Origin of the sequence: Micromonospora sp. SH-82, from assembly GCF_051132485.1 — a bacterium.
GTDB lineage: Bacteria > Actinomycetota > Actinomycetes > Mycobacteriales > Micromonosporaceae > Micromonospora.
Window position 1 is genome coordinate 5404331 of sequence record NZ_CP148049.1, and the last position, 13849, is coordinate 5418179.

At 70.8% G+C, this 13849-nt stretch carries 14 protein-coding genes; 2 read left to right on the top strand and 12 right to left on the bottom strand.

Features of this window, described 5'->3' with window-relative positions:
• Positions 1-42: 42 nt before the first annotated feature.
• The 10 genes from WHN02_RS23685 to WHN02_RS23730 all read right to left on the bottom strand — a co-directional run bounded on the left by WHN02_RS23685 (position 43) and on the right by WHN02_RS23730 (position 8758).
• Entirely contained in the window at positions 43-690 is a 648-nt protein-coding gene (locus tag WHN02_RS23685) for an acVLRF1 family peptidyl-tRNA hydrolase (RefSeq protein ID WP_434740894.1), read from the bottom strand.
• Positions 691-774: 84 nt separating this feature from the next.
• A complete protein-coding gene (locus tag WHN02_RS23690; protein ID WP_434740895.1) occupies positions 775-1650 on the bottom strand; it encodes a sulfurtransferase in 876 nt (291 codons plus the stop codon).
• Between the two features lie 270 nt (positions 1651-1920).
• Entirely contained in the window at positions 1921-2394 is a 474-nt protein-coding gene (locus WHN02_RS23695) for a metal-sulfur cluster assembly factor (protein WP_434740896.1), read from the bottom strand.
• A complete protein-coding gene (sufU, locus tag WHN02_RS23700) occupies positions 2391-2867 on the bottom strand; it encodes a Fe-S cluster assembly sulfur transfer protein SufU (protein ID WP_350894946.1) in 477 nt (158 codons plus the stop codon). The genes WHN02_RS23695 and sufU overlap by 4 nt, the downstream gene beginning before the upstream one ends.
• Positions 2867-4171 (bottom strand): cysteine desulfurase, encoded by a 1305-nt coding sequence (locus WHN02_RS23705; protein WP_434740897.1) that lies wholly within the window; start codon positions 4169-4171, stop codon positions 2867-2869. The genes sufU and WHN02_RS23705 overlap by 1 nt, the downstream gene beginning before the upstream one ends.
• Positions 4168-4941, bottom strand: a complete 774-nt coding sequence (gene sufC, locus WHN02_RS23710; protein WP_434740898.1) for a Fe-S cluster assembly ATPase SufC — start codon at positions 4939-4941, stop codon at positions 4168-4170. The genes WHN02_RS23705 and sufC overlap by 4 nt, the downstream gene beginning before the upstream one ends.
• Positions 4941-5264 carry a bifunctional 3-phenylpropionate/cinnamic acid dioxygenase ferredoxin subunit gene (locus WHN02_RS23715; RefSeq protein WP_350894949.1) on the bottom strand — a complete coding sequence of 108 codons (324 nt, stop codon included), beginning with the start codon at positions 5262-5264 and terminating at the stop codon, positions 4941-4943. Before WHN02_RS23715 ends, sufC begins: the two co-directional genes overlap by 1 nt.
• Before the next feature lies 1 nt (position 5265).
• Positions 5266-6453, bottom strand: coding sequence for a Fe-S cluster assembly protein SufD (gene sufD / locus WHN02_RS23720; RefSeq protein ID WP_434740899.1), 1188 nt, complete (start codon positions 6451-6453; stop codon positions 5266-5268).
• A gap of 89 nt (positions 6454-6542) precedes the next feature.
• Complete coding sequence (sufB, locus tag WHN02_RS23725; protein WP_350894951.1) at positions 6543-7973, bottom strand: Fe-S cluster assembly protein SufB; 1431 nt, start codon at positions 7971-7973, stop codon at positions 6543-6545.
• A complete protein-coding gene (locus WHN02_RS23730; RefSeq protein ID WP_434740900.1) occupies positions 7970-8758 on the bottom strand; it encodes a helix-turn-helix transcriptional regulator in 789 nt (262 codons plus the stop codon). The genes sufB and WHN02_RS23730 overlap by 4 nt, the downstream gene beginning before the upstream one ends.
• Before the next feature lie 98 nt (positions 8759-8856).
• Between WHN02_RS23730 and WHN02_RS23735 the strand changes: the two genes are divergently transcribed.
• Positions 8857-9834, top strand: coding sequence for a COX15/CtaA family protein (locus WHN02_RS23735; RefSeq protein ID WP_434740901.1), 978 nt, complete (start codon positions 8857-8859; stop codon positions 9832-9834).
• Positions 9835-9929: 95 nt separating this feature from the next.
• On the opposite strand, the gene WHN02_RS23740 is transcribed toward WHN02_RS23735, so the two are convergent.
• Positions 9930-10265 (bottom strand): hypothetical protein, encoded by a 336-nt coding sequence (locus WHN02_RS23740; protein WP_434740902.1) that lies wholly within the window; start codon positions 10263-10265, stop codon positions 9930-9932.
• 226 nt (positions 10266-10491) lie between these two features.
• Positions 10492-11448: a heme o synthase gene (locus tag WHN02_RS23745; protein ID WP_434740903.1), complete on the bottom strand. Its 957-nt coding sequence runs from the start codon at positions 11446-11448 to the stop codon at positions 10492-10494.
• A gap of 257 nt (positions 11449-11705) precedes the next feature.
• Between WHN02_RS23745 and tkt the strand changes: the two genes are divergently transcribed.
• Positions 11706-13844 carry a transketolase gene (gene tkt / locus WHN02_RS23750; protein WP_434740904.1) on the top strand — a complete coding sequence of 713 codons (2139 nt, stop codon included), beginning with the start codon at positions 11706-11708 and terminating at the stop codon, positions 13842-13844.
• Positions 13845-13849: the final 5 nt, after the last annotated feature.

The window sequence follows — 13849 nt, forward strand, 5'->3', positions numbered from 1 at the left end:
CTACGGTCGAGAAGGGACCCTTCTCGACCGTAGAGCCGGGGCTCAGGCGGGGTCGCGGACCAGGACGTGGACGGCCCGGGCGGCGGGGATCGCCGCGAGCAGGACGGCGTGCCGGGGTTCGGGGACGTCGAGCAGCCGGTCGGCGCGCAGTGCGGCCAGCGGGGCGAGGCGACGGTCGGCCAGGACGAGGTCCACCGCCCGCCGGTCCCCACCGCAGACCAGGGTGGTGAGGGTCGACACCTCCGGCAGCAGGAGTCGCACCGCCGAGTCGGCGGCGTCGGCCAGGGCGGCCTTGGCCTGGTTGTCCCGGCGACGGGCGAACCGCTGCTGGGACCACCCCCCGGCGGCGGTCCGCCCCTGCACGTACCGGGTGTCCACCTTGGAGACCACGAGATCGTCCCCGTGGGCGACGCCCACCGCGACCGCTCCCTTGCGGGCCAGGAGGAGAGCGATCCGGCGGGGGGCCGCAGCGCTGCCCGCCAGCCCGGGGACGTCCGGGGCGGGGCGGGCACCCGGCGGGGTGTGGACCTCGGCGGTCGCGCCGTCCGGGGCGGTGAGGAGCAATCCGTACCCGAGGGGGGTGGTGGTGGGCGGGCCGTGCCGGTCGGCGAAGCCGTCGACCCAACGGACCACGCGCGCCGGGTCGACCTCGACCCACCGGCCGCCCCCGGCAGCCTGTCGACTGGACATCTCCCGACGGTACGTCACCTCACCCGACGGGTCCCGCCCAGCCGTCCCCCGCACACACCGCCACCCCGGGGTCCCGGGACCCGGTCAGCCCACCTCGAGCGGCAGGGAGGGGTCGCTGGTCCACTCCATCAGCGAGCCGTCGTAGACAGCGACGTCGGTCTCGCCGAGCAGGCGCAGGGCCAGGGCGTCCCCGGTGGCGGCGATCCCCCCACCGCAGTAGGTGACCTTCCGCCCCGGCTGTGCCTGGACGTCCTGGAAGAGCTCCCGCAGCTCAGGAACCGACCGGAACGTCCCGTCGGCCGGGTCGAGCAGGGCGGCGACGAAGACGTTGCGGCTGCCCGGGATCCGGCCGGGGCGCGGGTAGTTGATCGTCTCGGTGGCGTGGTAGTCCTCCGGCGACAGGGAGTGGATCAGGCAGGCTCCGCTGCCGCTCTCCACCACCTGCTTGACCTCGTCGAGCTCGGCGAAGAGTTCCGGCCGGGGGGTACCCACGAACCGGGCCGGCGGGTAGGTCTCCTCGCCGGAGCGGGTCGGCCGACCCTCGGCGGTCCACTTGCCGAGGCCGCCGTCGAGGACTGCCACGTTGTCGAAGCCGTTGGCGAGCAGGAGCCACCAGACCCGGGTGGCCCAGAAGACGTTGACGGCGTACACGACGACGGTGGTGTCCGGTCCGATGCCCAGCCGACCGGCGGCTGCCGCGAACCGCTCCGGCGACGGCTTGGTCAGCCACGCGCCGTCCGGCTCGGAGAGGTCGTCGATGATGTCGGCGAACGCCGCCCCCGGGATGTGCGCCGCGAGGTACTCCGGCTTCCCGGAGCTCTGGCTCCACTGGCCGCCCGCCTCGGTCGGCGGGGCCAGGTGCACCGTCGCGTCGAGGATCCGCAGGTTCGGGTCGTCGAGGTGTTCGGCCAGCCACTCGGTGGAGACGAGCGGGGTGGGCAGATCGGGTGTGGTTGCCATGGGTCCTCCCGGTCAGATCGACGCTATTCCCTATCGGAATAGCCGACATCACGTCCGGGACAAGTTTCTCGCTTTTCCCGGCATTCCCGCAGGTGGCAAGCCTCACGCCATAGACGGTCGGCGCCCCCGGGCGAGACGCGCACCGTCACCGGCACCACCGGCGAGCCGACGCACACCCCCGGCCCGACGCTCGACCCGGCCGGAGAGACGCCGAGCGCGCCACCCTCGGTGGGGTGGCGCGCTCGGCGGACGTCCGTGCGGGTCGCCGGGTCAGACGTTGAACCCGAGGGTACGCAGCTGGTCCCGACCCTCGTCGCTGATCTTGTCCGGGCCCCACGGCGGCAGCCAGACCCAGTTGATCCGGATGTCCTTCACCAGTCCCCCGCCGGGCCCGGTGGTCAGCGCCGACCGGGCCTGGTCCTCGATGACGTCGGTCAGCGGACAGGCCGCCGAGGTCAACGTCATGTCGATGGTGGCGATGTTGTCGTCGTCGACGTGCACGCCGTACACCAGACCCAGGTCCACCACGTTGATGCCCAGTTCCGGGTCGACGACGTCCTTCATCGCCTCCTCCACGTCGGCGAGGTTCGCCTTCGCCCCGCCACCGGCCGGCGCAGTGCCCGCCTCGGCGGCCGGCTCACCGGCCGGCGTGGTCTCCTCGGTCGCCAGTGCGCCGGTCGCCGGCGTCACAGCGCCCTCGCCCGCCTCCGGCGTCGCCGCAGTCGCGGTGTTCTCGCTGCTCATGCCTTCACCTCCGTCGAATTGGCACCCACACCGGCGCGCGCCGCGGCGTCCTTGAACGCCATCCACGGCAGCAGCGCACACTTGACCCGGGCGGGGTAACGGGCCACACCCGCGAACGCCACCCCGTCGCCGAGGACGTCCTCGTCCGGCTCCACCTGGCCCCGGCTGGACAGCAACTCGACGAACGCCTGATGAACGGCGAACGCCTCGCCAGCGTCCCGGCCGCGCAGCAGCTCGTGCAGCACGCTCGCCGAGGCCTGGCTGATCGAGCAGCCCAGGCCGTCGTACGAGACGTCGTGCAGCACCTCGCCGTCGGTGGCCACCCGTACGGTCACCTCGTCCCCGCAGGTCGGGTTGACGTGGTGCGCCTCGGCGACCCGGTCGTCGGGTGCCTCGGCGTCCCGCAGCCCCCGACCGTGCGGGTGCTTGTAGTGGTCGAGGATGATCTCCTGGTAGAGCTGGTCCAACTGCATCAGCCGAACACCTTCCGCACCTGTTCCAGGCCACCCACCAACGCGTCGATCTCCTCGGTGGTGGTGTAGAGGTAGAACGACGCCCGGGTCATCGCCGGCACCCCGAACCTCGTGCAGACCGGCTTCGCACAGTGGTGACCGACCCGGACCTGCACCCCGAGGGAGTCGAGCACCTGCCCGACGTCGTGCGGGTGCACGTCGCCGAGGGCGAAGGAGATCGTCCCACCCCGACCCACCGGCACCGCCGGCCCGAAGATCCGCAGCTCGGGGACGGTGGCCAGGGCGTCCAGCGCGTACGCGGTCAGCTCCTTCTCGTGCCACTGCACCGCCCGCATGTCCAGGCCGGTGAGGTAGTCCACCGCCGCGCCGAGCGCCACCGCCTCGGCGATCGGCGGGGTACCCGCCTCGAACCGGGCCGGTGGCGCGGCGTACGTCGAACCCGCCATCGACACGGTCTCGATCATCGACCCGCCGCCGAACACCGGGGGCATGGCGGCGAGCAGCTCGCCCCGACCCCACAGCACCCCGACACCGGTGGGACCGCACATCTTGTGCCCGGTGAAGACGACGAAGTCGGCGTCGAGGTTCACCACGTCCACCGGCATGTGCGGCACCGACTGCGAACAGTCCAGCAGCAGCAGCGCCCCCACCTCACGGATCCGCGTGGTGATCCGGGAGGTGGCGTTGACGGTGCCGAGGATGTTCGACACGTGCACGAGCGACACCAGCTTGGTGCGCTCGTTGACCAGGTCGTCGAGGCCCGACTCGTCCAGCCGGCCGGCCTCGGTCACCGGGAACCACCGCAGGGTCGCGCCGGTCCGCTCGGCCAACAGCTGCCACGGGACGATGTTCGAGTGGTGCTCCATCTCGGAGATGACGATCTCGTCACCGGGGCCGAGCCGGAACCGGGGGTCGGCGTCGGGCTGCATCGAGGCGTTGGAGAACGCGTACGCCACGATGTTGATCGCCTCGGTGGAGTTCTTGGTGAAGACCACCTCGTCCACGCTGGGCGCGTTGACGAACGCAGCGATCTTGGCCCGTGCCCCCTCGTACGCCTCGGTCGCCTCGGTGCCCAGGGTGTGCACCGACCGGGACACGTTGGCGTTGTGCCGGGCGTAGTGCTCGGCGAGGACGTCGAGCACCTGGCGGGGCTTGTGCGAGGTGTTCGCACTGTCGAGGTAGACCAACGGGTGCCCGTTGAGCTCCCGGTCCAGGATCGGGAAGTCGGCGCGCACCCGGGCCACGTCGAGGCGGGGCAGGTCCGCGTACTGCGGCATGCCCTCCGGGATCGCGAGTGAGGTCATGCCCGCGCCGAACCGGCCCCGGCGACGTAACGCTCGTAGCCCTCTTCCTCGAGCTTGTCGGCCAGCTCCGGGCCGCCCTCCTCGACGATCCGGCCGGCGACGAAGACGTGCACGTGGTCCGGCTTGATGTAGCGCAGGATCCGGGTGTAGTGGGTGATCAGCAGCAGACCGGTGTCGCCGGTCTCGCGGATCCGGTTGACGCCCGCGCTGACCACCCGCAGGGCGTCCACGTCGAGGCCGGAGTCGGTCTCGTCGAGGATCGCCATCTTCGGCTTGAGCAGCTCCAGCTGCACGATCTCGTGCCGCTTCTTCTCACCGCCGGAGAAGCCCTCGTTCACGTTGCGCTGGGCGAAGGCCGGGTCCATCTGGAGGCGCTCCATGGCCCCCCGCAGCTCGCCACCCCAGGTACGCAGCTTCGGGGCCTCGCCGTCGACGGCGGTCTTGGCGGTCCGCAGGAAGTTCGCCACCGACACCCCGGGCACCTCGACCGGGTACTGCATGGCCAGGAAGAGCCCGGCGCGGGCCCGCTCGTCGACCGACATGGCCAGCACGTCGGTCCCGTCGAGGGTCACCGACCCGCCGGTGATCTCGTACTTCGGGTGGCCGGCGATCGAGTACGCCAGCGTCGACTTGCCGGAGCCGTTCGGGCCCATGATGGCGTGGGTCTCCCCGGACCGGACGGTCAGGTCGACACCGGCCAGGATCGGCTTGAGCTCACCCTCGGGCAGCTTGACCGACACCTTCAGGTCGCGGATCTCCAGGGTGCTCATTATCGGGTCACTCCATTGCTCGGCGTGAGGCTGACGTAGATGTCGCCGTCGCGGACGTCGACGGGGTAGACGGGTACGGGTTCGGTCGCGGGGAGCCCGGTCGGCTCACCGGTCCGCAGGTCGAAACGGGATCCGTGCAGCCAGCATTCCAGCGTGCACCCCTCGACCTCCCCCTCGGAGAGGGCGACCGAGGCGTGCGAGCACTCGTCGTGGACGGCGTGGAAACCGTCGTCGGTGTGCACCACGGCGACCTTGGTGCCGTCGACGTCCGCGCTGATCGCGGTCCCCTTCGGTACGTCCTCGGTCGAACAGATCCGGATCATCTCAGGCACCGACCTCGGCTGCGTCCGCGACCGGGCGGCCCGCGAACTCGCTCGTCCCGCCGGTGAGGCGGTCCTCGACGGCGGCACCGAGCCGCTCGCGCAGCGACTCGACAGGGATCTTGTTGAGCAGCTCGGCGAAGAAGCCACGGACCACCAGGCGACGCGCCTCGGCCTCCGGGATACCCCGGGCCATCAGGTAGAACAGCTGCTCGTCGTCGAACCGACCGGTGGCACTCGCGTGTCCGGCACCGGCGATCTCGCCGGTCTCGATCTCCAGATTGGGTACGGAGTCCGCCCGCCCGCCGTCGGTGAGCAGCAGGTTCCGGTTGATCTCGTACGTCTCGGTGCCGGTCGCCTCGGCCCGGATCAGCACGTCACCCACCCAGACGGTGTGCGCCTGCTCGCCCTGGAGGGCACCCCGGTACCCGACGTGACTGCGGCAGTCCGGGACCGTGTGGTCGACCAGCTGCCGGTGCTCCAGGTGCTGACCGGAGTCGGCGAAGTAGAGGCCGTACAGCTCCGCCTCGCCACCACGGTCGGTGTACTCCACCGTCGTGTACTGCCGGACCAGGTCACCACCGAGGGTCACCTGCACGTGGGACACCGACGCGTCCCGTCCCAGCCGCACCTTCAGGTGCTGGGCCTGGACCGCGTCGTCGGCCCAGTCGGCCACCGTGACCAGGGTCAGCTTCGCCCCGTCGGCCACCGTCACCTCGACGTTGTCGGCGAGGGTCGCCGACCCGACGTGCTCCACCACCAGGGTCACCTCGGCGAACCGGCCCACCTCGACGACGGTGTGTGCGAAGGCCAGCCCGTCGGCGCCCTCCCCGACGACCTGCAGGGTCACCGGTTCGTCGACCACGGCCTCTCGGTCCACCGAGACCAGGAGGGCACCGTCCGCGCCGCCGTACGCCAGGGCGCTGACCCGGTCGACGGGGGTGAGCACGCTGCCCACCCGGGCGTCGTCGGAGCCGATCCGGGTGACGGTGACCCCGGCGGGCAGCGCGCCGTACGCGTGCCGGACCGTGCCGGTGCCGGACGGGTCGGCACCGACCAGCCCGCGCAGCCGCTTGAGCGGGGTGAAACGCCACTCCTCCTCCAGGCCGGTCAGGGCCGGGAAGTCGGCGACGTCGTACGAGCGGAGCGCCTGCGACTTGGTGCTGGGCGGCGCGGAAGCCTGAGTGGTCATCTCTTCCTTGGTCTGTTCCGTGTCGACGGTGTCGAAATGGGCGGACGGCGGGCCGAGCCGGAGCGCGGCCCGCCGGACGGACGGTGGCCTCAGCCGACCGCGCCCTCCATCTGCAGCTCGATCAGGCGGTTGAGCTCCAGGGCGTACTCCATCGGGAGTTCCTTGGCGATCGGCTCGATGAAGCCGCGCACGATCATCGCCATCGCCTCGTCCTCGCTCAGGCCCCGGCTCATCAGGTAGAAGAGCTGGTCCTCGCTGACCTTGGAGACGGTCGCCTCGTGCCCCATCGACACGTCGTCCTCACGGATGTCGACGTACGGGTAGGTGTCCGACCGGGAGATCGTGTCGACCAGCAGGGCGTCGCACTTGACGGTGCTGGCGCTGTGGTGGGAGCCCTCCAGCACCTGCACCAGCCCCCGGTACGAGGTCCGGCCGCCGCCCCGGGCGATCGACTTGGACACGATGGTCGAGGAGGTGTGCGGCGCGGCGTGCACCATCTTGGCGCCGGCGTCCTGGTGCTGGCCCTCGCCGGCCATCGCCACCGAGAGCACCTCGCCCTTGGCGTGCTCGCCGGTCATGTAGACCGCCGGGTACTTCATCGTCACCTTGGAGCCGATGTTGCCGTCGATCCACTCCATGGTCGCGCCCTCGTGGCAGACGGCGCGCTTGGTGACCAGGTTGTAGACGTTGTTCGACCAGTTCTGGATGGTCGTGTACCGGCACCGGGCGTTCTTCTTCACGATGATCTCCACGACCGCGCTGTGCAGCGAGTCGGAGGAGTAGATCGGGGCGGTGCAACCCTCGACGTAGTGCACGTACGCGCCCTCGTCGACGATGATCAGCGTCCGCTCGAACTGGCCCATGTTCTCGGTGTTGATCCGGAAGTACGCCTGGAGCGGGATCTCCACGTGCACGCCCTTCGGCACGTAGATGAACGACCCACCGGACCAGACGGAGGTGTTCAGGGCGGCGAACTTGTTGTCGCCGACCGGGATCACCGTGCCGAAGTACTCCTTGAAGATGTCCTCGTGCTCCCTGAGGGCGGTGTCGGTGTCGAGGAAGACGACACCCTGCTCCTCCAGGTCCTCACGGATCTTGTGGTAGACCACCTCGGACTCGTACTGGGCGGCCACCCCGGCGACGAGGCGCTGCTTCTCCGCCTCGGGGATGCCCAGCCGGTCGTAGGTGTTCTTGATGTCCTCGGGCAGGTCCTCCCAGCTGGCGGCCTGCTTCTCCGTGGACCGGACGAAGTACTTGATGTTGTCGAAGTTGATGCCGGTGAGGTCGGCACCCCAGGAGGGCATGGGCTTACGGCCGAACAGCCGCAGACCCTTGAGCCGGAGGTCGAGCATCCAGTCCGGCTCGCTCTTCTTGGCCGAGATGTCGCGCACCACCGCCTCGTTGAGGCCGCGCTGGGCGACGGACCCGGCGACGTCCGGGTCGGCCCAGCCGTACTCGTAGTTGCCCAGGGCGGCGAGCTGCTCCTCCTGGGTCAGGGGCTGGACGATCTGCTCGGTCATCTATCTGTCCTCACAGTGGAGACGGTCTTACCGGACTGGGCGCGCCCCGGCTGGGTGGGGATGTGCGTGGTGCACACCCCGTCGCCGTGCGCGATGGTGGCCAGGCGCTGCACGTGGGTGCCGACCAGACGGGAGATCACCGTGGTCTCGGCCTCGCACAGCTGGGGGAACTCGGCGGCCACGTGCGCCACCGGGCAGTGGTGCTGGCACAGTTGCCCGCCCGAGGCGATCGTTGTCGCGTTCGCAGCGTATCCCTCTGCGGTCAGCGCGGTGGCCAGTGCCTCGGCACGGGCCAGCGGATCGGCACCGGCGTCCTCCATGGCACCACGGCAGCGCGCCTCCAGGGCGGCCACCTGGTCCGCGGCGAACGCCTCGACGGCGGTGGAACCACCCGTACGGGCGATCCAGCGCAGCGCGGCGGTGGCCATGTTGTCGTAGTGGTGGGTGCCGCAGCGGACCCGGGCCGCGTCGGTGAGCCCGAAGACCTTTGCCGGTCGGCCCCGGCCCCGGTGCCCCCGGACGGTCTGTTCCCGGGCGGTCACGTCACCGTCGGCGAGCATCGCGTCCAGGTGCCGACGGATGGCCGCCGAGCTGAGCCCGAGCGCGGCGCCGAGCTGACCTGCGGTGGTCGCGCCCTGTTCCAGCAGCAACCGGGTGACCCGGTCACGGGTGGAGACGTCCGCCGGGGCGGCCCCGGCGTCCGGGGTCGACGACGCCGACACCGGTGCACCGGCGGCCGGACCGGCCGTCGGTGGGTGCCTGTTCAGCGCCGCCGCGTTTTTCACAACGCCAACGTTACGTATTTCCCGGAGGCCCTGCAAACTCGGGTCCGGGTGATCCGAACCACCGGGACACCGGAGCCGCTCCAGGACCGACAACTACGTTGCGTAGGATTCGTGGTGTGACGCTTGCCGCCCGGTTCCCGGTCTCCACCACCCTGCTGCGCCGCCTGGCCTTCGCGTCGATCGTGGCGAACGTCGGGATCGTCGGCACCGGTGGGCTGGTCCGCCTGACCGCCTCCGGCCTCGGCTGCCCCACCTGGCCCCGGTGTACCGACGAGTCGTACACCAGCACGCCGGAGATGGGCATCCACGGGGTCATCGAGTTCGGCAACCGGCTCCTCACCTTCGCCGTGGGGGCCATCGCCCTCGCCGTGGTGGTCGCGGTGCTGCTGCACCGGCCCCGACGGCGGGGGCTGCTGCCCCTGGCCCTCGGGGTGCTCGCCGGGATCCCGGCGCAGGCGGTGCTCGGCGGGATCACCGTGTTGACCGACCTCAACCCGTGGGTGGTGGGGCTGCACTTCCTCGCCTCGATGGTGGTCATCGCGGTCGCGTACGCGCTGTGGCGACGGATCAAGGACCCGGACGGCCCGGTGGTGCCGACGGTGCCGGGGCCGCTGCGGACCCTGGCCCGGCTGACCACCGCGGTCAGCGCCTCGGTCCTGGTGGTCGGCACCTGGGTCACCGGCAGCGGACCGCACGCGGGCGACCACGGTGCCGCCCGCAACGGCCTGGACCCGGAGAACATCTCCCAGCTGCACGCCGACGGGGTCTTCCTGCTGGTCGGGCTCTCCGTGGGGCTGGTGTTCGCCTTCCGCGCGGTCGGTGCGGCCCAGGCCACCCGGGCCGCCGTCATCCTGGTCGCGGTGGAGCTGGGGCAGGGTGTGATCGGGTTCGTGCAGTACTTCACCGATCTGCCCGCACTCCTGGTCGGCGCGCACATGGTCGGTTCCTGCCTGGTCCTGATCGCCACCCTGAACATGCTCTGGTCCACCCGGGAACGCCGTCCGGTGGCCCCCGAGAGCGCCGACCCGACCACGTCGGCGGCGCGGTCCGAGACCCCGGTACCGGCCGCCGCCTGACCCGCCCGACCCCGACCGCAGCGGCGGGTCAGGCCACGAGAGCGGCCCGGGGTCTCCCCCGGGCCGGCTGGTGATGGACGGTCACGCTTCGCGGATCAGCGGGCCAACGTCCGGCGGGCCATCGAGCGCCACAGGTCGTTGCTCGGCCGCATCTGGTCCATCAGTTCACGTTCCCAGGCGTTCTCCACCGGCACGCCCGCCGTCGCACAGGCCTGCCGGGCCACACCCGTGTCGTCGGTGAACTGGTCGCCCCAGGCCCCGTCGGAGCCGACCAGGACGATCCGGGCTCCGCGCTTGCCGACGTACTCGATGACCGCCTTCGCACCGCCGTGCTCGGCGGCGAAGGACCGGAGGCTGGCGACCACCCCGTTGGGGGCGTGTTCAACCGCGGTCTGCTCGGCGGTCAGGGTTGTATCGGAACCTTCTGCCATGACGCGAAGCCTAAGCAGACTTCCACTCGCTTGTGCGAGAACGATGAACTATTTGTGATGCCGATTACGAAGAGGTTTACCCATTTCGCCGCCCGATTCGCCGGAATTTTCCTGATATACCCGGGCACGTCGGTCTCGAAAAATCGCCAGAATCTTGACCGATGACATGGATCCGACACAAAGCTGCGGTAATGGACCCGACCTGACGGTCGGGCCCCGGGCCACGTCAGATCAGGGCGTCCAGGGCGACCGCGCCGAAGACGATGGTCAGGTACGTCGTCGACCAGTGGAACAGCCGCATCGGCTTGACCGCCTCGCCCCGGGTCACCCGACCGGCGAGCTTGTGCGCCTCGATCACGAAGATCGCACCGACCACCAGGGTGGGCAGACCGTAGATCGGGCTCATGCCCAGCGGCCAGAGCGCCAGGGAGGTCAGGACGGTCAGCCAGGCGAAGATCACGATCTCGGCGTTGACCCGCCGGGGCGAGGCCACCACCGGCAGCATCGGGATCCCGGCGCGGGCGTAGTCGGCCTTGTACTTCATCGCCAGGGGGTAGAAGTGCGGCATCTGCCAGAAGAAGACGACAGCGAACAGCACCCAGGCCTCGGCGGCCAGCGAGCCGGTGACAGCGGCCCAGCCGATCAACACCGGGGCCGCCCCGCACGCCCCACCCCAGAAGGTGTTCAGCGCCGTGGTCCGCTTCAACCAGAGCGTGTAGACCACGTCGTAGTAGAGGATCGCGGCCAGGGTCAGCCCGGCGGCCAGCAGGTTGGTGAAGACGGCCATCGACACCACCGACACCGTCGCCAGCACCAGCCCGAAGATGAGCGCGCTGCGCGGGGACACGGTGTGCGCCGGCAGGGGACGCCGCTTCGTCCGGCGCATCAACTGGTCGATGTCCCGGTCGATGTAGCAGTTGAGCACGCTCGCCGCACCGGCGGCCAACGCCCCACCGACCAGCACCACAGCCATCAACCACAGCGAGGGAAGCCCACCGGCGGCGAGCATCATCGCCGGCACCGTGGTCACCAGCAGCAGCTCGACGATGCGGGGCTTGGTGAGCGAGACGTAGGCCGCGACGACCGCCCGTACGTCACGCTTGGTGACCGGCGGCGCACCTTCCGTCCGCACCGGCGGGGGCCCGGCAGGTTTACTGACGGGGCGCTCGGTGATCATGCTCACGGATTGCCACCTTCCGGCATCGGCGGAGGATCGGTCCGGTCGGGCTCGACTCGGAGCCACACACCGAACGACAGACTACGCGTCGTCGTTTTCGCTGCCCGGGCGACCCGACAACGGTGCGGGCCGTCACAGTCCGCGGTGAACGCCGCACGGGTGTGTCCCGTACCTCGAACCGTGCGCAGATCCGCAGGCGGAGGTTTAGATCCGCTCGATAGGGTCATGACCGAGGGTTCCGCCGACCGAGGAGTACAGACAACGTGGCTGTCAACCGACCCGAGCACCCGACACTGAACTGGACCGACCTCGACCGCCGGGCCGTGGACACCGCCCGCGTGCTCGCGGTCGACGCCGTGGAGAAGTCCGGCAACGGTCACCCCGGCACCGCGATGAGCCTCGCGCCCGCGGCCTACCTGTTGTTCAACCGCGTCATGCGGCACAGCCCGACCGACCCGAACTGGGGCGGACGCGACCGGTTCGTCCTGTCGGCCGGCCACTCCAGTCTCACGCTCTACATCCAGCTCTTCCTCTCCGGATACCCGCTGGGCCTGGACGACCTCAAGGCGCTGCGGCAGTGGGACTCGCTGACCCCCGGTCACCCCGAGCACGGCCACACCCCGGGCGTGGAGACCACCACCGGTCCGCTCGGTCAGGGCGTGGGCAACGCCGTCGGCATGGCGATGGCGGCCCGCCGCGAGCGCGGCCTGCTCGACCCGGACACCGAGCCGGGCACCTCGGTCTTCGACCACCGGATCTGGTGCATCGCCTCCGACGGCGACATCCAGGAGGGGATCAGCCACGAGGCCAGCGCGCTCGCCGGGCACCAGCAGCTGGGCAACCTCACCCTGATCTACGACGACAACGAGATCTCGATCGAGGACGACACCCGGATCGCCATGAGCGAGGACGTCGCCGCCCGGTACGAGGCGTACGGCTGGCACGTCCAGACCGTCGACTGGCGGGCCGGGGACGCCGACCAGGGCGACTACCACGAGGACGTCGAGGCGCTGTACGAGGCGCTGCTGGCCGCCAAGGCGGAGACCACGCGTCCCTCGTTCATCGCGCTGCGCACCATCATCGGCTGGCCCGCGCCGAACAAGCAGAACACCGGCAAGATCCACGGCTCTGCCCTCGGTGCCGACGAGGTCGCCGCCACCAAGCAGGTCCTCGGCTTCGACCCCAACGTCACCTTCGCCGTCGACGAGGAGGTCCTGGGCCACGCCCGGCAGGTGGTCGGCCGGGGCGAGCAGGCCCAGCAGGAGTGGGACCAGGCGTACGCCACCTGGGCCGAGGCCGACCCGGAGCGCCGGGCGCTGCACGACCGGCTCACCGGCCGGGTCCTGCCCGACGGCTGGACCGACGCGCTGCCGACCTTCCCCGCCGACGCCAAGGGGGTCGCCACCCGGGCCGCCTCCGGCAAGGTCCTGGAGGCGCTCGCCCCGGTCCTGCCCGAGCTCTGGGGCGGCTCGGCCGACCTGGCCGAGAGCAACAACACCACGATGAAGGGCGAGCCGTCGTTCGTCCCGGCGGTGCACGCCACCAAGGGCTTCCCCGGTCACGAGTACGGCCGGACCCTGCACTTCGGCATCCGTGAGCACGCCATGGGCGCGATCCTCAACGGCATCGCCCTGCACGGCGGCACCCGCCCGTACGGCGGCACGTTCCTGGTCTTCAGCGACTACATGCGCCCCTCGGTCCGGCTCGCCGCGCTGATGAAGCTGCCGGTGACCTACGTGTGGACGCACGACTCGATCGGGCTGGGCGAGGACGGCCCGACCCACCAGCCGGTGGAGCACCTGACCGCGCTGCGGGCCATCCCCGGGTTGGACGTGGTCCGCCCGGCGGACGCCAACGAGACCGCCTGGGCCTGGCGGCAGGCGCTGCTGCACACCGACCGGCCGACGGCCCTGGCGCTGAGCCGGCAGGCGCTGCCGACCCTGGACCGGTCGACCCTGGGCAGCGCCGAGGGCGTCGCCAAGGGTGGCTACGTGCTGGCCGAGGCCTCCACCGGCAAGCCGCAGGTGATCCTCGTCGGCACCGGTTCCGAGGTGCAGATCTGCCTGACCGCGCGGGAGCGCCTCGAAGCCGACGGCACCCCCACCCGGGTCGTCTCCATGCCCTGCCAGGAGTGGTTCTTCGAGCAGGACGAGGCGTACCGCGAGACCGTCCTGCCGCGCGCGGTGAAGGCCCGGGTCAGCGTGGAGGCCGGCATCGGGATGTCGTGGCGGGCGATCGTCGGCGACGGCGGCGAGTGCGTGAGCCTGGAGCACTACGGTGCCAGCGCCCCGCACTCGGTGCTCTTCGAGCAGTTCGGATTCACGCCCGACCGGGTCGTGGCCGCCGCGCACGCGGCGTTGACCCGACAGGGCGACATCACCGGTTTCACCACCGGCAACTGAGGGAG

Bases quoted from the DNA above. Each gene is read 5' to 3' on its own strand.
- sufU (WP_350894946.1), bottom strand. From the start codon at position 2,867: ATGCAGTTGGACCAGCTCTACCAGGAGATCATCCTCGACCACTACAAG.
- WHN02_RS23740 (WP_434740902.1), bottom strand. From the start codon at position 10,265: ATGGCAGAAGGTTCCGATACAACCCTGACCGCCGAGCAGACCGCGGTT.
- WHN02_RS23695 (WP_434740896.1), bottom strand. From the start codon at position 2,394: ATGAGCAGCGAGAACACCGCGACTGCGGCGACGCCGGAGGCGGGCGAG.
- sufC (WP_434740898.1), bottom strand. From the start codon at position 4,941: ATGAGCACCCTGGAGATCCGCGACCTGAAGGTGTCGGTCAAGCTGCCC.
- sufB (WP_350894951.1), bottom strand. From the start codon at position 7,973: ATGACCGAGCAGATCGTCCAGCCCCTGACCCAGGAGGAGCAGCTCGCC.
- WHN02_RS23715 (WP_350894949.1), bottom strand. From the start codon at position 5,264: ATGATCCGGATCTGTTCGACCGAGGACGTACCGAAGGGGACCGCGATC.
- sufD (WP_434740899.1), bottom strand. From the start codon at position 6,453: ATGACCACTCAGGCTTCCGCGCCGCCCAGCACCAAGTCGCAGGCGCTC.
- WHN02_RS23685 (WP_434740894.1), bottom strand. From the start codon at position 690: ATGTCCAGTCGACAGGCTGCCGGGGGCGGCCGGTGGGTCGAGGTCGAC.
- WHN02_RS23705 (WP_434740897.1), bottom strand. From the start codon at position 4,171: ATGACCTCACTCGCGATCCCGGAGGGCATGCCGCAGTACGCGGACCTG.
- WHN02_RS23690 (WP_434740895.1), bottom strand. From the start codon at position 1,650: ATGGCAACCACACCCGATCTGCCCACCCCGCTCGTCTCCACCGAGTGG.